A 20,780-nucleotide genomic window follows, 5' to 3' on the forward strand; every position below is an offset into this window, starting at 1 on the left:
GAGCTGCGGTGATGGAGGCAGGAATGCCTATTTTCCTTCGCCTCGCTTGATCCTCGCAGGGCATTGTCAGTGGTACCGCTTACAGTGCCGCACAACTGACTGCAGGTAGCGGAGTCTATCGGGGGTAAGTGTGGGGGATGAGCGGTCGATCGTCGAGTTGATGCGGTCGATGGGCCTGCCCGACGAGGCCATCACGCGGGTGTCGCAGCTCTGGGGGAAGTCGGCTGCGCGTAACGATGGGCGGACCCACCTTCTGCTGGGGCATCTGCTGGATACGGCCGCTGTGGCTGGGCTGATGTGGGACAGGTACGTGTCGGCCGCGTTCCGGCGGCGGCTGGACGAGATCAGCGGTGGCCGGGGGCGGTTGTGGTTCATGTGGTTATGCGGCATCCACGACTGCGGGAAGGCGTGCCCGGCGTTCCAGGCCATGGATGCGACCGAGGCCGAACCGGTGCTGGCGGCGGGGCTGACGTGGGGGCGGCTGCCGACGGATCGGCGGAATCGGTGGCGTCATGATGTGGCCGGTGCCGTACTGCTGATGCCTCGGTTGATCGCCGAGTGGGGTGACGAGGAGGCTGCCGGGTGGGTGTGGCCGTTGGTCGCCGGGCACCATGGGACATTCCCGTCGGCCGCTGCTCTCAGGCCGCCGCGGGGGGCTCAGGGGCGGGGTGCCGCTTGGGAGGAGGCTCAGCGGGCGGTCGTGGATGTCTTCACACGTTCCGTCGGCTTCGAGGGCCTGGCGGAGGCGCGGCCGGTGGGCTCCCTGCGCAAGGCAGAGCAGCTGGCATTGTCGGGCTTGATCGTGATGGCCGACTGGATCGCCAGCGACAGCAGCCAGTTTCCCGGGCTGGCGGACGCCGACCTGATCTCCTTCGCCGGGGCGCGGCGCCGTGCGGAGGCGGCCTGGGAGCGGCTGGGCCTGCGCGGCGGCTGGCGGGACCTTCCGCTGCCGGAGAATCCGCTGGATCCGCTGACCGATCGGCTGGACGTGCAGCCGCGGGCGTCGCAGCGGGAGCTGGTGGAGCGGGCGTGGTCGATGCCGGCGCCGGGGTTACTGGTGTCCGAGGCCCCGATGGGTGAGGGGAAGACGAAGGCGGCGCTTGCGGCCGCCGAGGTTTTGGCGGCGAGGTTCGGTCTCGACGGGGTGTTCGTGGCGATGCCGACCCAAGCGACGAGCGACCCGATGTACGAGCAGGTGCTGCAGTGGGTGCGCACCTTCGACCCGGAGCTCGAGTCGCAGGTCGCGCTCCTGCACGGCCGGCGACGGTTCAACGCCTGGTGGCGGGCCATCTGGGACGGGAAGCAGCGCCCGGACGGTGACGGGTGCGGATGTGAGGAAGAGGGTCGCCATAGCGCCGGGGACATGGCCGGTGACGACTTCGGCGCGATCGATGAGGACGCTGATTACGGCATGGCGTCCGCCCAGCCTTCGACAGACCGGGCCGCCGGCCCCGGACCGGACGGTCCGGCGTATTGGTTTCTGGGTGACAAGCGCGGCCTGCTCACTGCGTTCGCGGTTGGCACGGTCGACCACCTGCTGCATGCGGCGACCCGCACCCGGCACGTCATGCTCCGGTTCGCCGGGCTGGCCGGGAAGGTCGTTGTCGTGGACGAGGTGCACGCTGCGGACGTCTACATGCGGCAGTTCCTCGTCGAGGCGTTGCGCTGGCTGGGGCAGGCGGGGGTTCCTGTAGTGCTGCTGTCGGCGACTTTGCCGCCTGCTCAGCGGCAGCAGTGCGTCGACGCCTACCTGTCCGGCGTACTCGGCAGGGCGGATGTGCACCAGCCCGTTCCGGAGCCGGCTGGATATCCGTGCGTCACGGTGGCCTACGGTGTCGGCGGCCGGGCGGTCGCCGAGACGTCCCGGGAGGCGGTAGCGCCCTGGCGGGAGTCGGCGCCCGTGCGGCTGGCGTGGCTGGCCGATACGGATCCTGCGGGGGCGCGGGTCGCCGCGGCTGTGCGGGATGCCGTCGCCGGTGGAGGTGTCGCCTTGGTGGTGGTCAATCAGGTCGACCGGGCTCAGGCGATCTACCGCGATCTGCGGGACAAAGGGTTCGACGGTGTCTTGCGCCTCCTGCATGCACGGCTGTGCGCCGCTCACCGTGCGGATCGGACGGCGGAGTGTCTGCGTCTGATGGGGCCGCGGGCCGCCGAGAACCGGCCGGAGCGCATGGTGGTGATCGCTACTCAGCTCGCCGAGCAGTCCTTCGATGTGGACGCCGACGTGCTGATCACCGACCTGGCGCCCACCGATCTTCTCCTGCAGCGCATCGGCCGGCTGCACCGCCACGATGGCACCCGCCGCGTGGCTGCGCATCGAGTGCCCCGGGTGCTGGTCACTGGTGTGGCGCCCGGCAGGGACGAGACGCCTCGATTTTTGCGTGCCTCGGAGCGGATCTACGGCACGTGGTCGCTGCTGCGGGCGGCGGCTCTGGTCACGGAGGCCGCGGGAGCGCTGACAGCCGTGGACGCGAGCGAGCCGGCAGCATCGGGATGGAGGATCCCCTCCGACGTGCCGGCTCTGGTGGCGCGGGCCTACGGCAGTTCCGAGATCTGCCCGGCAGGCTGGAACGAGGCCGGTGCATGGGAGCAGTGGCAGGCGAAGGAGCAGCAGCGGGAGAAGAACGCCGAGGAGTATCTGCTGTGTCGTCGGCGGGAGTGGTCCTTTCCGACCCTGGAAGGACTTCATTACGCCGGCAGCCGGGCTGCCTCGGAGGAGCAACTCGATGCCGTGGTCCGCGACGGCGATCCTTCCGTCGAAGTGGTCGTCGTCCGGCGGGCTGCTGATGGCTACCGGGCGCTGGACGGGACCTGGCTTGGAGTGCACGGCGAGGTGGACGACGACGAGGTGACCGACCGGCTGGTGGGCGGCACCGTCCGCCTTCCCCCGCGTCTGACGGATGCCGCCCAAGCTGGGCTGAGTCCGCTTCCGGGATGGGCGGGTCGGCCCTGGCTTCGGTACCGCTTGGCGCTCGTGCTGGAGGAGGACGGCACGAGGCTGCTGGGTGCGGACCGGGTGTCGTACCACGACGTACTCGGCCTGGTCATTAAGCGGGAGACGAGATGAATCGGCTGCGGAGCCGGGCCGAGACCGCCTCACCCCGCGATTGCGGGGACAGCTTCTCGTGCTGACCGAAACACCAAGCGGGAACACCCCCGTCCTCGGGGAGGGCTCCGGCTCCACGAGCCGTGCGCAGAGTACCCGCTCCCCGCTGGGAACGCTGTGGCTGGTCGGTCGCGCGTCTCCGAGTTCGCCCATTCCGCTTGAAACAACAAGCGTTTCCGTGCCACGCTTCCAGCAGCCGCCTGGAACCAACTCCCTGCGAAACAGGCGAAGTTGGCGCCTTCGGCCGACGCGTCCGGGGGAACGCGGGAAGTTCAGTCCATAGAGGGGGGAACCGCCATGACCGACGAGGGAGACCTCGTTCACGGCGTATGGCTCAGTGCCGTCGCCGGTGACGGCATCCAGCAGTCCGTCGGCCTGTTGGAGGCACTGTTAGAGGCGCATACCATCCGGCGTCTGGAACTGCCGGTGCACACGATGCTGCCAGCCGTGCTCCGGCAGCTGCTGCTGCCCGTAGTAATCGACGCCCTCGGGGTGCCCCGCACCCGGCAGGAGTGGGGTGAACGGTTCCACCGCGGCCGTTTCTCGCAGGACGAACAGGACCGCCTCGCCCACTACCTGGGCCCCCGTTACGGAGATCGGTTCCGCCTGTTCGACGCGGAGCGTCCGTTCGCCCAGGTGCCGGGCCTGGAATCGTTGAACGGGGAGACGAAGACGGCTGCCCAGCTGGTGCCGTCCGTGGCCTCCGGCAACAACGTGCCCCTGTTCAGCGCGCTCAGCGAGGCCGACGAGCTGCTGCTGTCGCCGGGGGAGGCGGCACTGTGGCTGCTGCACGTGCACTGCTGGGACACTGCGTCGATCAAGACCGGTGCTGTGGGAGATCCGCAGGCGAAGAGCGGGAAGACGACCGGCAACCCGACCGGGCCGCTCGGTCAGCTCGGAGTGGTCGTCCCCACCGGGGAGACGCTGTATGAGACGCTGCTGCTGAACATGCCGATCCTGCCCGACGGGCTGGAGTCGGCAGACCGTCCGCAGTGGGCGTGGGATGAGCGCCCCGCCGGCCTGGGCTGCAAGTCGCCGGCCGAGGCCGCTTGGTCCGAGCGCCCGGCGACTGGTCTGCTGGACCTGTTGACTTTCCAGGCCCGCCGGGTCCGTCTGATCGTCTGCGAGACGCCGCAGGGGCTGCGGGTGCACCGGGCGATCGTGTCGGCCGGTGACCGGTTGGTGCAGACTCCTGAGTTCGAGCCGCACACGGCGTGGCAGCACACCGCCAAGCCGAAGAAGGGGCAGCCCCATCGGCGGCCGCGTCGGCATGCCTCGGGTCGTGCTGCGTGGCAGGGGCTGGCAACGCTTTTGGCGATGACGCTGCCCGTGCAGGGGGATGGCCCCTATACCTCGTTGCTGCTGCGGCAGATCGGAGATCTGCAGGGCGGCGGGGTGCTGTCCGGGCGGTATCGGCTGGGTGTGGAAACTTCGGGTCTTGAGTACGGCACGCAGTCGGCCGTGGTGGAGAACGCCATCGGTGACGACCTGCCTCTGCCGGTGAAGGCCTTGCTTGCTCAGGACGACTGGCTGCGGGAGGCCTTGCTGGAGTGCGTGGCGCAAGCCGACCAGGTCGCCCGGGCTCTGGATGGCCTCAACAATGACCTGCGGCGTGCCGCTGGCGGTGATCCGCTGCCTCGTGACAAGGGCAGCCGGCCGTCCGCGCAGTTTCTGCATTCCCTCGATGGGACCATGCGCCGCCTGCTCGCCGGTCTGCGGACCGTTGAGGAGGATGACGAGGAGCTCCTGGAGCGTGCCCAGCTCGCGTGGGAGCAGTGCGTGCAGATTGCCGCCGACCGGGAGGCCAGCTCCGTGCTCGCGGCGGCCCCGCCGCGAGCCGTGGTGGGCCGGACGGTGAGGAGCGGGGACAAGGAGTTCGTCTACCGCAGCGGCAAGGCCCTCGGCATTTTCCGTAGCAGGCTCGCCGATGTCTTGACGCGGGTCGCCGAGGAACGCCGTGTTCAGCGCGAGGAGGCGGCCACGGTATGACGACCACCGACAACACTCCCGACGTTCGCCCCGTGGCGGGCCGGACCCGGCTGTTCTTCTGGGAGGAGGCGGTCCAGGACTGGCGGTCGGCGCGTAAAGACGGTCGGCGCCCGCAGTTCTCCGAGTATGTCGCGCGCAGCCTGCGGGCTCTGCGCGAGGGCGTCGGCCGGGAGGCTGCCACTGACCCGTCCACACGGTCCGTGCACCGCGTCCCCCTGCAGGACGATGGCTCCGGTCGCCTTTCGGACCGCTACGTCGCAGAGCACCACGCGCTCATCCTGTTTGGGCTGCATCAGCACGCCGCGTCCGAGCCCGTGCACCGGCCGGGTGTCGGCCTGGGCACCGCCTGCCTGCTGCTGCGCCGCAGCGAGGCACTGTCGGAGGCTGCGGTGGAGCGGCGGCTGATCGCGGCTGCGACCGCGCAGGACCTTCACGAGCTGGTGCAGCACCTGCAGCGGCTCGTACCGCTGCTGCGGCAGGCGGATATCGGCTTGGACTACACCCGCCTGTTGCGCGAGCTGACTGCGTGGGACGCAGGAGACCGCAACCGGGTGCTGCGGTCTTGGGGCATGCAGTACACCGATCCCGGCACACCGGCTCCGACAGACGGGGAGGTTGCCGGTCAGGAGCGGGCGCCGTACTGGGCAACCTTCGACTCCGGTAGTCCCGATGCCGCAGCGGAACTGGCCGCGTTGCGCTCGGGTATCGGCCGTGAGCCGGGCACGGTCGCTGCGATGTGGCCGTTCTACCGCACCCGGATGGCGTCCGAATGGCGGGACAAGGGCTCCCTCACCCGGGATCTGGCGGCCGAGCACATCGTGCTCACTCTTTTCGCCCGTCACCAGCAGACGCATGCCCGTCGGATGCATGTCGCGGGCGACAGCCCAGGCACCGCGGCCGGCCGGCTCGCCCGGAAGGCTGCCGCGGACAGCGAAGGCAAGGCCGCTACTGCGGCGCTGGAGCGGCGCTTCGGCACTCTGCTCACCTCCGCCGACGCCGACGAACTCGCCATGCACCTGCGGTCTTTCGTCCCGCTGCTGAACCGGGCCGGGATCGGACTCGACTACGACCTGCTCCGTACCGCTTTGCGGACCTGGGACGACCCCCGCCGCCCGGACGCCGCCGCCGACTTCCGACAGCGATGGGACCGCGACTTCCACATCGCCGTCTCCTCCTGACGCCCCCGGGCAAACCCGCCGGCCACAGCATCGGGCTCCCGGTCCGGCATCCCTGATCACCTCGATCCGTTTTCATCCGCGCCCTCGTCCGAGGCGCCCCCTTTGCCTTCAAGGAGTCATGCCATGAGCCAGCCCGCCCTTTTCATCGAGGTTCACATCCTGCAGAGCCTGCCGCCGTCCAACGTGAACCGGGACGACTCCGGCACCCCCAAGCAGGCCGTCTACGGCGGTGCCCGCCGCGCCCGCGTCTCCTCGCAGGCGTGGAAGCGGGCCACCCGCACCGAGTACGCCAAGCACGTGCCGGAAGCCGACCGGGCCACCCGCACCAAGCGGATCGCCACCCTGCTCGCCCAGCGCCTCGCCCGCCCCGCTACCGAGGGCGGTGCCGACCTCACCGGCGAGCAGGCCGACCGCCTGGCGGCCGCCCTGCTGGAGCCGCTCGGCATCACCAAGTCCACCAAGAAGGATGACCAGTCCGCCTACCTGCTGTTCTTCGGTAAAAAGCAGCTCGATGCCCTGGTCGGGCTGCTCAACGGCCGGGCCGCCGAGCTCGTCGCCCTGTCCGACGACGACCTCAAGGTCGAAGTGAAGAAGCTCTCCGTCGTCCAGACGCTGTCCACCGGGCATCCGGCCGAGGTCGCCCTGTTCGGCCGGATGGTCGCCGACCTGCCCGCGCTGAACGTGGACGCCTCCGTCCAGGTCGCGCACGCCCTGTCCACCCACGCCGTGCGCACCGAGTTCGACTACTACACCGCGGTCGACGACGAGAACACCGACGACCACGGCGCCGGCATGATCGGCACCATCGAGTTCAACTCCTCCACCCTGTACCGCTACGCCGTCCTCGGCGTGCACCAGCTGCGTGACAACCTCAGCAACGTCGAGGAGACCCGTAAGACGGCGGTCCGGTTCGTCGACGCGTTCGCCCGGTCCATGCCGACCGGGCACCAGAACTCCTTCGCCCACCGCACCCTGCCCCACCTGGTGCTGCTGACCGTCCGTGCCGACCAGCCCGTGAACCTGGTCTCCGCCTACGAGGAGCCCGTCACCGGCGTCACCGGACTGGCCTCGGAATCCGTCGTGCGGCTCGCCGACGAACTCAAGGCGGTCGGCGAGACCTGGGGCGACAAGCCGCTGCGGACCCTGGCCACCTACACCGCCGAGGGCGACAAGATCACCGAGGTCTTCGGCTCCTCCCTGCCCTTCCCCGCCCTGCTCGACTCCGTCGACACCCTGGTCGGGCAGTGGCTCGCCGACGGTGAGATCACGTTTGCCGAGACCGCGGAGGCCGGCGCCCGATGACCGGTACCGACCACGCCGTCCTCGTGCTGCGGCTGGCCGCACCACTGCAGTCCTGGGGCGGCCCGTCCCGCTACAACCGGCGCGAAACCCGGCCCCAGCCCACCAAATCGGGCGTCCTCGGTCTCCTCGCTGCCGCCGAGGGCCGCGACCGTGAGGCCTCCCTCACCGACCTGGTCGGCCTGCAACTCGGCGTCCGAGTAGACCAGCCCGGCACCTTGCTACGGGACTACCACACCTACAGCGACTACCGCGGGCTGCCGCTGCTGTCGGCCAAGACCAACGCCAAGGGACAGCAGACCAGGACCAGCCCGGCCAAGTACACCGGCGTCACCCAGCGTTTCTACCTTCAAGACGCCGTCTTCCTCGCCGCCCTGCGCGGCCCGAAAACCCTGGTGGCGAGCTTAGAGGAAGCGGTCCGCAATCCCGTTTTCCCGCTCTCACTCGGCCGTCGCTCCTGCCCGCCCACCGGCCCCGTCAGCCTCGGACTGCGCTCCGACACCCGGCTGGAAGACGCCTTGGGGGAAGTGCCGTGGCAGGCGGGCAGCCACCGCCGCCGACAGGTCCAGGGCGCCGCCGTGTCCTTGGAGGCCACCGTCGAGGACCCGGCCGGCGACCAGCTCGCCGTCGACGTCCCCGACACCTACGACCTCAAGACCGGAACCCGCTTCGCCCGGCGCGCCGTGCGCCACCTCTGGGTCACCGTGCCCACCGGCCGCACCCAGCCGAACCACCCCGCAACGGACACCGCCCCCGCCGGGCAGTCCGACCACGACCCGTTCGCCCTCCTGGGCTGGTGACCACATGCCCTACCTGTCGAAGATCGCCCTCAACCCACGCCGCCGTGCCGCAGTGGCCCTGCTCTCCAACCCGCACCGCCTGCACGCCGCCATCCTGTCCGGACTGGCCATACAGCCCGTCACCGAACGCGTCCTGTGGCGCCTGGACAGCAACACCCAGCACCGGGCCGAGGTCCTCGTCCTCACCGAGAGCCGCCCCTCCTGGGCCCATCTCATCGACGACGCAGGCTGGCCCGGAGCCGACGGCGGCGCCCCACTCATCGCCGACTACACCACCCTCCTGGACCGCCTCGTGCGAGGCCGCGAGTTCGGCTTCCGCCTCACCGCCAACCCCATCCAGAACGTCTCCCGGCCCACCCGGCCGAGCGAGCAACAGGCCGCCCGCATCAAGGAAGGAGCCGACAACGGCAAGCGGCACCGCGGATTCCGTGTCGCCCACCGCACCGCCGCCCAGCAGCTCGAATGGTTCCTCAAAAAGTGCGAACGCCACGGCTTCACCATCCCCGAAGCCACCGCCACACCGCCCGCCCCCGGCTTGCAAAATGAGGACCAGGATATGTCCGCCGGACCTGCGGTGACCATTGTCAGCCGCGACATCCTCCGCTTCCGCAAGGGGCCTGACGGTCCTCGCGTAACGCTGTCCACCGCCACCTTCGAAGGACGCCTGCGCGTCACCGACCCCGACGCACTGCGCGCCTGCCTCCTCGGCGGCATCGGCCCCGCCAAGGGCTACGGACAGGGCCTGCTCACCCTCGCCCCGCTGCGCACCACCGAGACGCACCATGGCTGAACCGTGGTGGCGGACCGGACCGCAGGACATCCACCGGCTCGAGGACCGCATCACCAGCCTCTATGCCGAGCGCTGCCACATCGACCGGGACGACAACGCCATCGTCCTGGTCAACAAGGTTCGCACCGTCCACGTTCCGGCCGCCTGGCTCGCCGTCCTCCTCATCGGGCCCGGCAGCCGGATCACCCATCCCGCTATCACCCTGCTCGCCGACTCCGGCACCGCCGTGTGCTGGGTCGGCGAGCAGGGCGTACGCCTCTACGCCACCGGTACCAGCACCGCGCGCGGCTCCCAGCTCCAGCTCCGCCAGGCCTGGCTGGTCACCCGTCCCAAGGAACGCGTCGCCGTGGCCCGCCGTATGTACGACATGCGCTTCCCCGGCGAGGACACCACCGGTCTGACCCTCCAGCAGCTCCGCGGCCGCGAGGGCACCCGCATCCGCCGGCTCTACGCCCAGCACTCCGAACGGACCGGGGTCCCCTGGACCAAACGCGACTACAAGCCGGGGGACGCCTTCGCCGCCGGCGACGACGTCAACCGGCTCCTGTCCGCCGCCAACTCGGCCCTCTACGGCATCTGCCACGCAGCCGTCACCGGACTGGGCGCCAGTCCCGCCCTGGGCTTCGTTCACACCGGCAACGCCCTCTCCTTCGTTCTGGACATCGCCGACCTCTACAAGGCCGAGTTCACCATCCCCCTCGCCTTCGACCTCGCCGCCCAAGGCCTCACCTCGGAACGGGACGCACGTACCGCTCTACGGGACGCCGCTGTGCGGGGCAAACTCCTCCCCCGCATCGTCGCCGACATCAAGCAACTACTCGTTCCCGATAGCGGTGACCTGCCGGACGAGGACCTCAGCGCCCTCTGGGACGACGGCGACACTGTCGTCAGCGGCGGCCGCAACTGGAGCGCCGCGCACCATCTCGACGTCATTCCGGAACCCATTGACCTCACCTCGGCGAGGACGGCTCCGTGAGCGCCGGAACAACCGTGGTCGTGCTCGTCGCGGCTCCACCCGGCCTCCGGGGACACCTCACCCGCTGGTTCGTCGAAGTGGCCGCCGGAGTCTACGTCGGCAACCCCAATCCCCGAATCCGTGAACGCCTCTGGAACGTCCTCGCCGAACGCATCCACGACGGCCAGGCCGTCATGATCGAACCAGCGGCCACGGAGCAGGGCTGGTCCGTCCGCACCGCCGGCCGTGGCCGCTGGACCCCCCTCGACTTCGACGGCCTGACCCTCATGGCCCGCCCACGCCAAAGCGGACAGGCCTGGCGACCCACGAACGAGGTAAAGCAAAATGACACGATCCCCTGACAACACTCCAGGTCACGAAGTGTCGTCCCCGCGCCCGCGGGGGTAGCTCTGGACAGGATCGGCTCTTTGATTCGATGGTTCAGTCGTCCCCGCGCCCGCGGGGGTAGCTCTTGATCGGACATCGAATCCACCGGTGAATAGCGGTCGTCCCCGCGCCCGCGGGGGTAGCTCGGACACGGCGATCAGCTCAGCTCGATGCTGAGGGTCGTCCCCGCGCCCGCGGGGGTAGCTCCTGTCTGGTGTCGGAGATGTTGCCGGCGCCGATGTCGTCCCCGCGCCCGCGGGGGTAGCTCGCTTGCTCAGGCTCAGCGTGATCCTTCGATCATGTCGTCCCCGCGCCCGCGGGGGTAGCTCCTCGCGGCGGAGGTTGCCCTGGCCGTTCGCGTCGTCGTCCCCGCGCCCGCGGGGGTAGCTCCCCCTGCTCGGCCGCGGGCAGACGCGCCGTAGCGTCGTCCCCGCGCCCGCGGGGGTAGCTCCCACACGTCGGCCAGGCCCGCGTTCAGCCAGAAGTCGTCCCCGCGCCCGCGGGGGTAGCTCTGCACAGAGCCGTTCTTGTAGTCGAGGACCGACGTCGTCCCCGCGCCCGCGGGGGTAGCTCCAGCGCCCAGTGGGCGGTCATCGTCCGCGACACGTCGTCCCCGCGCCCGCGGGGGTAGCTCCCTGCCCGACGAGATCGACTCTGTTCCGGGCCTGTCGTCCCCGCGCCCGCGGGGGTAGCTCCCCGGAGTTCCAGGCCGGGCCGGACAGCCGCAAGTCGTCCCCGCGCCCGCGGGGGTAGCTCGCCGATCCGCAACAAGGAAGGCGACATCGTCGGGTCGTCCCCGCGCCCGCGGGGGTAGCTCTGCGGGGGCGGACGACCAGGAGCAGCAGGACGGGTCGTCCCCGCGCCCTCGGGGGTAGCTCCATCCTCGGGATGTCGTCCTTGATGGTGTTGTAGTCGTCCCCGCGCCCGCGGGGGTAGCTCCTCTCATGGTCACTTTCCTCCGTATGCCTTGGTGTCGTCCCCGCGCCCGCGGGGGTAGCTCCGCGGGCTGGTACTGCGGCGGGACGTCCTTGTGGTCGTCCCCGCGCCCGCGGGGGTAGCTCCGTCACCTTCCACCTGTCCGAGCAGGCCCACCTGTCGTCCCCGCGCCCGCGGGGGTAGCTCCACGGCGGCCGCCCGCACGTCCCTGGACGAGCTGTCGTCCCCGCGCCCGCGGGGGTAGCTCGTCGAGGCCGCGCAGCGCCTCCAAGAGCTGCTGGTCGTCCCCGCGCCCGCGGGGGTAGCTCCCCCACCGGGTTCGCCGCCCTTCCCCATGCCCTGTCGTCCCCGCGCCCGCGGGGGTAGCTCCTCGATCGCCGCGTCCCCGATCGACCACAGGTAGTCGTCCCCGCGCCCGCGGGGGTAGCTCGGCAGACTCACCCGCCACCACGTCCCGAAGCGGGTCGTCCCCGCGCCCGCGGGGGTAGCTCGCGTGACGGCGTCCAATACGTCATCTCCCTGCCGTCGTCCCCGCGCCCGCGGGGGTAGCTCCCGCATGATCGGCTTGTCTCTCGTTTTGGCGTCGTCCCCGCGCCCGCGGGGGTAGCTCCTTCGAGTCCATTACGACTCCTCGGTGCTGTCGGTCGTCCCCGCGCCCGCGGGGGTAGCTCCGGCCAGCCCTTCACCCCCGGAGACGGCGCCACGTCGTCCCCGTGCCCGCGGGGGTAGCTCGACGGTGAGACCGACGCGAGCCATACGGAGATGGTCGTCCCCGCGCCCGCGGGGTAGCTCCTCAGTCGAGCCGGTGGGCCCCGCCTCTGGCGCGTCGTCCCCGCGCCCGCGGGGTAGCTCCGCGGACGCCGCCGTGACGGTCGCGGACCTGTGGTCGTCCCCGCGCCCGCGGGGGTAGCTCCGAGACGCTGGGTCTCGACCGTCCACGTAGCTAGTCGTCCCCGCGCCCGCGGGGGTAGCTCTCGAATAGCCCGTAAAGCGGGCAACCCCGGCAAGTCGTCCCCGCGCCCGCGGGGGTAGCTCCCAGGAGCGTCTTGCCGCGGCCTGGCGGGGCCTGTCGTCCCCGCGCCCGCGGGGGTAGCTCGCACCCGGAGCTGCGCCAGCGCCTGGTCTGGGTGTCGTCCCCGCGCCCGCGGGGGTAGCTCCCCGATCCACTGGGCGTCCGCGCGAGTGGCCGCGTCGTCCCCGCGCCCGCGGGGGTAGCTCCTCCTGATCGCCGCACCGCACGGCAAGTCCGTCGTCGTCCCCGCGCCCGCGGGGGTAGCTCGACCACGGGGCCGGTGCTCGCCATGGGAGCGATGTCGTCCCCGCGCCCGCGGGGGTAGCTCCCCGTGGCTGACAGAGCTGGGCGAGTCGGCCACGTCGTCCCCGCGCCCGCGGGGATGGCCCCAACCCGGACCCGCTCGAGTACGTCGTCATCGACTGCTCCCCGCACCCGCGGGGATGGCCCCGGACGTCCACGGGTCGCGTGCGCACTGGTTCCCTGCTCCCCGCACCCGCGGAGATGGCCCCGACACCACCATCCGCCGCCAGCAGCAGCCGTGCTGCTCCCCGCACCCGCGGGGATGGCCCCGCGAGCGCGTCCAGTTCCTTGGCGGAGCCGTTCTGCTCCCCGCACCCGCGGGGATGGCCCCTCGGTGGGCCACAGATTCTTGTAGGCGGGCAGCTGCTCCCCGCACCCGCGGGGATGGTCCCAGCTGCAGTGGCTGCCCGGTCTGCAAGCCGGCCTGCTCCCCGCAGCCGCGGGGATGGTCCCAGCGGTTGTCCACGCTTTGTCTTGTGCAGCATCTGCTCCCCGCACCCGCGGGGATGGCCCCACCCCCGGCCCGCTGGCCCGGCTCCGCCTGCGCTGCTCCCCGCACCCGCGGGGATGGTCCCCCGCCAGGGCCGACGCAGGCGGCGCCGATGATCTGCTCCCCGCACCCGCGGGGATGGCCCCATCAACTCCGACAAGCAACTGATTGAGGCTTTCTGCTCCCCGCACCCACGGGGACGGCCCCTGCACGGCCACCGCTTCCTGCAGGACGCGCAGTTGCTCCCCGCACCCGCGGGGATGGCCCCAGGAACAGCGCCCACACCGACCCCACCGCGAGCTGCTCCCCGCACCCGCGGGGATGGCCCCGTCCAGCCCGCCTTGACGACGAGGTTGTACGGCTGCTCCCCGCACCCGCGGGGATGGTCCCTTCTTCGGGTCGCGGTACAGGACGTACTGGTCCTGCTCCCCGCACCCGCGGGGGTGGTCGCCCGTCGCCTACGGTCCGCCGTTCAACCGCGTCCTGCTCCCCGCACCCGCGGGGATGGTCCCAGGACCGGCACCACCGCGCGCGCCGGCGGCCTGCTCCCCGCACCCGCGGACGAACCTCTCGTCCGCGTGGGACCATCCCCGCGGGTGCGGGGAGCAGGGACGCCATTGAGCGCTGGCCCGAGGAGGAGGGGGACCATCCCCGCGGGTGCGGGGAGCAGCACGGCCAGCTCCCCCGGGCCGGGGTTGAGCAGGGGACCATCCCCGCGGGTGCGGGGAGCAGTTTGGTCACGGCTGGATCAATTCCCTTGCAGCGGGACCATCCCCGCGGGTGCGGGGAGCAGATGACGCCGGCCACGCGGCAGACCGCGCTGGCGGGACCATCCCCGCGGGTGCGGGGAGCAGGCCCTGCCCGGCCAGGCGTACAGACAGATTCCAGGACCATCCCCGCGGGTGCGGGGAGCAGGTGTGTACGGCCTCGGGGTAGGCACTGGCCCGGGGACCATCCCCGCGGGTGCGGGGAGCAGGTCATGCGGCGCCGGTAGAACTGCACCCGCCCGGGACCATCCCCGCGGGTGCGGGGAGCAGAGCATGGTCGCCGGGCGGGTCTGCGGGTCGAGGGGACCATCCCCGCGGGTGCGGGGAGCAGGCAGGCCGCGTCGTCTGGACGTTCCCCGAGATGGGACCATCCCCGCGGGTGCGGGGAGCAGGACGTCGAGACCGGCGACGAGGTGCTGATGCCGGGACCATCCCCGCGGGTGCGGGGAGCAGCGGCTCGGCTCATACCATCGGACCGGTTGGCCGGGACCATCCCCGCGGGTGCGGGGAGCAGTCGTCCTTGGCCGGGCTGGGGCCGGTGGTCAGGGGACCATCCCCGCGGGTGCGGGGAGCAGGCGGTCGCCCCGTACATCGGCAGCAGCTCGTGGGGACCATCCCCGCGGGTGCGGGGAGCAGATCAGCCCGCGGTGCTTGGCCGTGGAGCGGGCGGGACCATCCCCGCGGGTGCGGGGAGCAGCAGTTCATCGCCGGGCTGTTGGCGCATGGGCAGGGACCATCCCCGCGGGTGCGGGGAGCAGGGCGACTTCGGCGCCGGTCTGGACGGTGGTGGGGGACCATCCCCGCGGGTGCGGGGAGCAGGCCCTCGCGGCCGCGGGCGCGTCCACGACGGCGGGACCATCCCCGCGGGTGCGGGGAGCAGCACCATGCTGGGCGGCGCGATCAGTACGCCCGGGGACCATCCCCGCGGGTGCGGGGAGCAGTTCTTGTTCTTGCCGAGCGCGCTGGTGATGCCGGGACCATCCCCGCGGGTGCGGGGAGCAGCCCCTACACACACAAGGAGTTTCCTCATGACCGGGACCATCCCCGCGGGTGCGGGGAGCAGAAACGCCGAACCGCCCGGTGCGGCGCCGGGCGGGGACCATCCCCGCGGGTGCGGGGACCATCCCCGCGGGTGCGGGGAGCAGAAACGCTAGCAGGCAGCGGAGCTTCCCTCCGGGGGACCATCCCCGCGGGTGCGGGGAGCAGCACACATTCCCCTCTCAGACGGCCTGTACGGCGGGACCATCCCCGCGGGTGCGGGGAGCAGACTTGCTGACCTGCGGGTTTATCTCAGACTGAGCGCGGTTTCGGCAACGTTTACAAATTCCGGCAAACGACACATATACCCCCAGCTCCGTTTTGAGTACGCCGGACCACGCTACAGCCCTCGGCGGGCCAGCCTCGCTCCTTCGCTCGCCTTCGTGGGCTGTACGACATGCAGGAACGTCTCTCACCGGACGGCCCTGTCCCACGTCCTGGGCAGGGCCGTCGCGATGCCGTCGACGGCGCACGGCTGCGGGTCCGGTCTCTGCAGGAGGTGGTGACCATTGCGCTCGCCCCCACACAGGATCTCGCATGGTCGAATCGCGACCCGACGCGTTGCCAGTGGCACACGCGACACTGGGATCCTCTCGAGAAAGCGGGAGGATCCAATGGCGTTCAGGGCCGTGCATGCGCAGTGGGGGACGGTTTTCGCGCACCTGCCGGATCTCGGCTGCGGGCGCTCGTGGGGCGAGATGTGGAAGACGAGGCCGCCCGTGCGGTTGACCTGTGACGAGTGCGGTCACAACATGTACGCCAAGACCTCCCGCACCGGCTTACGGTTCTTCGCCCACGCCCCGGGCGCTCCCGCCTGCGCGCTCAACCTGGAGTCCGTCGCCCACCACCTGCTGAAGCTGGAATTGGCGAACGCCGCCCGTGACGCCGGCGCACATGCTGAACTCGAGGCCCGCGGGCCCGACGGCATGTGGCGGGCGGACGTGCTGGCCTCCGACCCTGCGGGGACATGGATGACAGCGCTGGAGGCCCAGCTCGCTCCGATCACCGACGCCGACATCAGCGCCCGCGCCGACAGGATGAAGGCCGACGGTGTCACCTCGATCTGGTTCAGTGACCGGCCCCGCCCATCCTGGTTGGGCGCCGTACCCTCCGTACGCGTGGCCCGACCGGACGGCGAGAGGCATCTGACCGTCGCCGAGGGCTTGGTGAAGTTCAACGGGTGCGGCTGGAGTCCGGTCAGGACCACTCTGTCCCAGTTCCTTGCCTGGGCGTTCACCCGCCACGTCGTTCCGCACACCCCCCGGGCCCTGCTGCGGTACTCGCGGCGGCCGCTCGCCACGGTGTGGACGGCCCCGCAGTACGTCACAGCCGAGACCTCGTACCTGGAGGAAGAGGAGCGACGACGGAGGGCCCGCGAAGCCCAGTTGGCCGCACTGCGGCAACAGGAGGAGAAGAAACGAGAAGGAATCCGCGCCCGGAACGCGGTCACCCGGACCAAGGCCTTGACCGAGGCAACCGCCGCCGAGCAGGCCGCCCGTACACAGCCGCCCGGCAGACTCCGGCAGGTGGCGCGCCTCTACCGCCGTGGCATCGACCAGGCACTGGCCAAACTTGCCGAGGAGCACGGCGTCACCGCGACCGTCGGATACAGCACCGGCGATCCCCGGTACGCCGGCGGCGTTCCCCTCGTCGACGAGCGCGGCGTCCCGGTCGCGGTCTTCGACCCGAATCCCCATCGCGTGCGCGGAGAGGCGTTCCTGCTCCTGGCCGGCCTTCCGCTGATCTTTCCGAGCAGGACCGAGCAGCGCCGGTTCGAGAACGCGGCGAACATCAAGAAGAAGCACCAGCCGGTCGACGGCTACCGCACCGACTTCGTCGAGGTGCCCGCGGACGGATCTACCTGCCCCTGCACCTGCCGCACCACAGCTCGTTGCAAAGATCCAGAACGCGGAGTACCCAGCCGAACCGAGCGAGCGGATGGGCCCGGCCGCCGCTCTCTTCCGCGTGGAGTGCCGTGCGTGTGGCAACCGGTACGCCAGGCCGTGGCGCCGGACCAGCAGTTCGCCCACTCCCCCGGCATAGGCACCGGGCGTGAACCGGGGAGACCGCCACCCAGCAGGTTCTGGATCTATGGCTCAGTCGGCGGTGAGGGTGCGTCACACCGGGGCGGTGGCGGCGCGGCTCCAGGCCAGCGCGCACCGCAGGGCGGCCTCCTCGCGCGTCGTCTACGTACCGCTGACCGCGAAGGAATCGGCGAGGCGGTAGTTCCAGCCGTTGCGCCCGGTACGGCCGGTGCCACCGTACGACGGCTCCAGGTGACCCAGCACCGTGCCGTCCCCGGCAATCAGATTCATCGGTGGTGTCGCGGTGGTCCGCGCCCTTAATCAGGTGGGCACTGTCCGCGACAGCGCGGGTCGCCTTCTGCGACAGCCGCTTGCGCCGGGCCGGTGTCGCCTTCTCCGGTGCGCCAGCAGGCTTCGGGGAAGGCGGCGCCGAATCGTGACGTGATGATTCCAACGACGGTGACTGCGCTTCAGGACACGATGTTGGCGCGGCGGCGACCGGGGCGGTGACGGTACTGGTCAGGTCCTCGGAGCTGTGGTCCGGGACACCGCGCCGGGCATGCGCGGCTGAAGCGGCCTGCCGCGCGCGGGCCGCCAGGACGGCAGGAATCCGCGCCACGATGTCGAGGTCGGAACCGTCGGCGGGCAGCCCGGCGTCCAACACATCGGCCAGGCGCCGGGGAGCGGCGGCCAAGCTATCGGCGAACTCCGTCGCCGACACCTCCGTGTACCCCTCCAGCAACTCCCGCACCTCGCCGGGGTCCATTCGGCGTGCCTGGTCCCGCCGTTGACGAGCACGGTACGCCTTGGCCTGGCAGGCGCGTGAGCAGTAGCGGCGGGTGCGAGGACCGCGTTGCGCGGGCAGCACACCGGGTATGTCCCCATGAGCTTTCCTCTGCCAATCGTCACGTGACGCTTACGCGAACACGGTACCGGCATCCCGTTCAATCATCACGTGACGATTGAGGTAGTAGGTGGTCAGGCACCGGTCTATGCGCGGGCCTTGGCCCGGGCCGCGGGCAGGGGGTTGTCCGTCTTCCCTCGGGCGGGCTCGATGTAGTGCTTGCGGATCGTGAGGGAGCCGGGTTTCCACCGGCCCTGCGAGGTCGGGTCCCCCTCCTGCTTCGGAGATCTCCTGCGCCGGCCCCCGGCGCAGGCCGTGCGCGGTCACCGCGCGGCCGCCGGGAGCCTTGACGCCGGCGAGCAGGGCTCGGCTCTTGACAATGTTCCCGATCGCGTCGGGGCTGAGGAAGTTGCCGCGCGGCCCAGAGCGCGGGCGGATGGTGCCACCGCGGGTGATGTGCCGGAACAGCGGGCCGGACGTGATGCCGTGGCGACGCAGTTCCTCCAGCCACGCGCGGACGCGGACGACGGGGCAGAGGGCCGGGTCATCAGGGTCGGCCGGCACGAACGTGTCCTCGCCGTGGAGCGGCCTGGTCGGTCTTGGAGAACGCCACACGCACGCTCACACCGTCGTCCTCTACGACCAGGTGCTCGATCAGGAGGTTCGTAAGCTCACTGCGGCGGGACAGCATCCCCACCCAAGGGTGAGCAGCGCGGCGTCCCGCAGGGTCTTCGGCCGTTCGCGGCCGTTGTCGGCCGCGGTGCAGGTGGACACCATGGCGGCCAGGGCCGGAGTACGGATCGGCAGCGCCTTCCTGGGTGCGCGGCGCCGCGCCCAGTCCCGGGCGCGCTTGCGGAGGATCTGCCGTGCCTCCTTGGTGCCGGGTTGCTGCCCGTCCGGATGGGCGGGGCGGATCGCCGACATGTGGACCTGGACGGACGAGGGCGCCAGGTCCCTCTGCACCGGGTGCCCGACGTACTCTACGAACGTCGCCGTGATGCACGGCATCGCCACCCGACCGTTCTCCGCGCATCAAGTCCTGAATTGTCCCAGGGCCGAGTTGTACGTACGGGAGGTGTTGGCGGGCGGCGCCCCGTCGATCAGGTCAGCCGTCTCCTGCGAGATCCGGAAGTCGGCTTCGGTGTACGTGGGCCGTGGTCGGGACCGGGGCACTCGGCCGGAGCAGGGTGTGCCGGTCGACAAGCGGCCGGGGTGTCGGTGTTTCTGGGGGAGCGGGCAGCGCACGGTCCTCGTTCTCGCTCTCGTCGACCAGCTCGGCGTCGACCACTTCCACGGCGCTGGAGTCGGCCACTCACCCCTCCGTCAGATTAGCCTCGTATAAGGGTAGACACACCAGCAGGACCTCCGTCGGTTCGCGTACAGCGTCTGGAAGCAGGCAGCAAGGGCAAGACTTTGGCTTGCTCCCCGTACCCGTGAGGATGACCCGGCCCGTGGACAGCCGACCTCGCACCGGGCCCCGCCCACTACCTATGATCAACACCCTCAGCGGCCATACCTCTTGGAAAACCCATAGAGTTGAACGCTCAGACAAACCGGCTTCCGACACGAACAAAAGGAAATAGCAAAATATACCAATTGCCGGAATCTGCGAAAGTCAGCAAAACCTCGTGCCCGCTGCAGTAAACCCGCAGGTCACGCAGTCTGCTCCCCGCACCCGCGGGGATGGTCCCAGCGGCGGTCCGGGAGTTGGCCGAGGAAACGGCTGCTCCCCGCACCCGCGGGGATGGTCCCATCCTCACCATTGTGGCCCTGCACGGCAGCAGCTGCTCCCCGCACCCGCGGGGATGGTCCCTGATGAGGAGTCCCTGTGATCGACAGCATGACCTGCTCCCCGCACCCGCGGGGATGGTCCCCTTCGGCGGCGCGTACGTGAGCGTAGGTGTGGCTGCTCCCCGCACCCGCGGGGATGGTCCCAGGGTCGCCGCCGAGGCTCGAATCGTCCTCGTCTGCTCCCCGCACCCGCGGGGATGGTCCCGCCCGGCTGCGCGCGGAGAACGACCGGCTGCGCTGCTCCCCGCACCCGCGGGGATGGTCCCGGCCGCCGACCCGGCCGCCCCGGCACGCACCTCTGCTCCCCGCACCCGCGGGGATGGTCCCACCCCCGGCTTCGGCCCGTGGTGGCTGGACGGCTGCTCCCCGCACCCGCGGGGATGGTCCCCGGCTCGGCCTCTTCGGCGCCGCAGCCATCACCTGCTCCCCGCACCCGCGGGGATGGTCCCACCCCCACCAGCGCCACCGTGAATTTCCCGGCCTGCTCCCCGCACCCGCGGGGATGGTCCCGCCGCCGGGCAGGTCATGAAGACCGGACTGGCCTGCTCCCCGCACCCGCGGGGATGGTACCCATCCCAATCTTCTCGGAGCCGTTCAAGTTGGCTGCTCCCCGCACTCGCGGGGATGGTCCCGTACGACTCGGGCTTGGCTAAGGCGGCGAGTCCTGCTCCCCGCACCCGCGGGGATGGTCCCTGGTGCCCGATACCGCGCGAGCATCCCAGCATCTGCTCCCCGCATCCGCGGGGATGGTCCCTGCCCGCGCGATAGAGCGCGTTGATCATTTCTCTGCTCCCCGCACCCGCGGGGATACCTCCGGCTCAGGGCACCTAATCCGGAGCGGCCAGCCGTGTTCCGAGTAGTGCCTGGTCAGGACGATGTTCTCAGGTGGGTGGCCGCGGTGTGGTGTCGCGCGGCATACTCGTTGCATGGCTGGCATCGAGATCGACGACATCACCGCGGACGCGCTGCAGGCTCTGGCCGACGCGGCGGGGCTGCCACTGGACGCCTACCTCGCGCAGGTGGCCGAGGAGAAGCGGCGCGAGCGTGCGCTGGCCGACGGCGCGGAGATCT

At 70.9% G+C, this 20,780-nt stretch carries 11 protein-coding genes and 2 CRISPR repeat arrays; of the genes, 9 read left to right on the top strand and 2 right to left on the bottom strand.

Features of this window, described 5'->3' with window-relative positions:
• Positions 1-130 precede the first annotated feature (130 nt).
• The 9 genes from cas3 (at position 131) to IE271_RS32755 (ending at position 17,395) form a co-directional block, all read left to right on the top strand.
• On the top strand, positions 131-3,067 hold the full coding sequence (cas3, locus tag IE271_RS32715) for a CRISPR-associated helicase Cas3' (protein WP_190194111.1): 2,937 nt from the start codon (positions 131-133) through the stop codon (positions 3,065-3,067).
• A gap of 336 nt (positions 3,068-3,403) precedes the next feature.
• Positions 3,404-5,095 (top strand): type I-E CRISPR-associated protein Cse1/CasA, encoded by a 1,692-nt coding sequence (casA, locus tag IE271_RS32720; RefSeq protein ID WP_190194112.1) that lies wholly within the window; start codon positions 3,404-3,406, stop codon positions 5,093-5,095.
• Positions 5,092-6,273, top strand: a complete 1,182-nt coding sequence (gene casB / locus IE271_RS32725; protein WP_190194113.1) for a type I-E CRISPR-associated protein Cse2/CasB — start codon at positions 5,092-5,094, stop codon at positions 6,271-6,273. Before casA ends, casB begins: the two co-directional genes overlap by 4 nt.
• Before the next feature lie 123 nt (positions 6,274-6,396).
• The gene (gene cas7e / locus IE271_RS32730) at positions 6,397-7,575 is read left to right on the top strand and encodes a type I-E CRISPR-associated protein Cas7/Cse4/CasC (protein WP_190194114.1); all 1,179 of its coding nucleotides are present in this window, start codon (positions 6,397-6,399) and stop codon (positions 7,573-7,575) included.
• Positions 7,572-8,372, top strand: a complete 801-nt coding sequence (gene cas5e, locus IE271_RS32735; RefSeq protein WP_190194115.1) for a type I-E CRISPR-associated protein Cas5/CasD — start codon at positions 7,572-7,574, stop codon at positions 8,370-8,372. Before cas7e ends, cas5e begins: the two co-directional genes overlap by 4 nt.
• A gap of 4 nt (positions 8,373-8,376) precedes the next feature.
• On the top strand, positions 8,377-9,162 hold the full coding sequence (gene cas6e / locus IE271_RS32740; RefSeq protein ID WP_190194116.1) for a type I-E CRISPR-associated protein Cas6/Cse3/CasE: 786 nt from the start codon (positions 8,377-8,379) through the stop codon (positions 9,160-9,162).
• Positions 9,155-10,138, top strand: coding sequence for a type I-E CRISPR-associated endonuclease Cas1e (gene cas1e, locus IE271_RS32745; protein WP_190194117.1), 984 nt, complete (start codon positions 9,155-9,157; stop codon positions 10,136-10,138). Before cas6e ends, cas1e begins: the two co-directional genes overlap by 8 nt.
• On the top strand, positions 10,135-10,479 hold the full coding sequence (cas2e, locus tag IE271_RS32750; RefSeq protein WP_190194118.1) for a type I-E CRISPR-associated endoribonuclease Cas2e: 345 nt from the start codon (positions 10,135-10,137) through the stop codon (positions 10,477-10,479). Before cas1e ends, cas2e begins: the two co-directional genes overlap by 4 nt.
• Positions 10,480-13,825: 3,346 nt before the next feature.
• Positions 13,826-15,279: a CRISPR direct-repeat array (repeat unit 29 nt; unit sequence GGGACCATCCCCGCGGGTGCGGGGAGCAG).
• A gap of 490 nt (positions 15,280-15,769) precedes the next feature.
• Positions 15,770-17,395 (top strand): competence protein CoiA family protein, encoded by a 1,626-nt coding sequence (locus IE271_RS32755; protein WP_190194119.1) that lies wholly within the window; start codon positions 15,770-15,772, stop codon positions 17,393-17,395.
• 595 nt (positions 17,396-17,990) lie between these two features.
• Here the strand turns inward: IE271_RS32755 and IE271_RS32760 are convergent.
• Both IE271_RS32760 and IE271_RS32765 read right to left on the bottom strand, forming a co-directional pair.
• On the bottom strand, positions 17,991-18,482 hold the full coding sequence (locus tag IE271_RS32760) for a site-specific integrase (protein WP_190194120.1): 492 nt from the start codon (positions 18,480-18,482) through the stop codon (positions 17,991-17,993).
• A 90-nt stretch (positions 18,483-18,572) separates the two neighbouring features.
• The gene (locus IE271_RS32765) at positions 18,573-18,881 is read right to left on the bottom strand and encodes a hypothetical protein (protein ID WP_190194121.1); all 309 of its coding nucleotides are present in this window, start codon (positions 18,879-18,881) and stop codon (positions 18,573-18,575) included.
• Between the two features lie 699 nt (positions 18,882-19,580).
• Positions 19,581-20,524: direct repeats of the CRISPR family, unit length 29 nt; unit sequence CTGCTCCCCGCACCCGCGGGGATGGTCCC.
• The last annotated feature ends 256 nt before the right edge of the window (positions 20,525-20,780 follow it).

Source organism: Streptomyces minutiscleroticus (assembly GCF_014650875.1).
GTDB classification, from domain to species: Bacteria; Actinomycetota; Actinomycetes; order Streptomycetales; family Streptomycetaceae; genus Streptomyces; species Streptomyces minutiscleroticus.

What these genes read in the sequence shown, in the direction of transcription:
- cas6e (WP_190194116.1), top strand. Translation starts at nt 8,377, where the DNA reads ATGCCCTACCTGTCGAAGATCGCCCTCAACCCACGCCGCCGTGCCGCA.
- cas1e (WP_190194117.1), top strand. Translation starts at nt 9,155, where the DNA reads ATGGCTGAACCGTGGTGGCGGACCGGACCGCAGGACATCCACCGGCTC.
- cas7e (WP_190194114.1), top strand. Translation starts at nt 6,397, where the DNA reads ATGAGCCAGCCCGCCCTTTTCATCGAGGTTCACATCCTGCAGAGCCTG.
- cas5e (WP_190194115.1), top strand. Translation starts at nt 7,572, where the DNA reads ATGACCGGTACCGACCACGCCGTCCTCGTGCTGCGGCTGGCCGCACCA.
- casB (WP_190194113.1), top strand. Translation starts at nt 5,092, where the DNA reads ATGACGACCACCGACAACACTCCCGACGTTCGCCCCGTGGCGGGCCGG.
- casA (WP_190194112.1), top strand. Translation starts at nt 3,404, where the DNA reads ATGACCGACGAGGGAGACCTCGTTCACGGCGTATGGCTCAGTGCCGTC.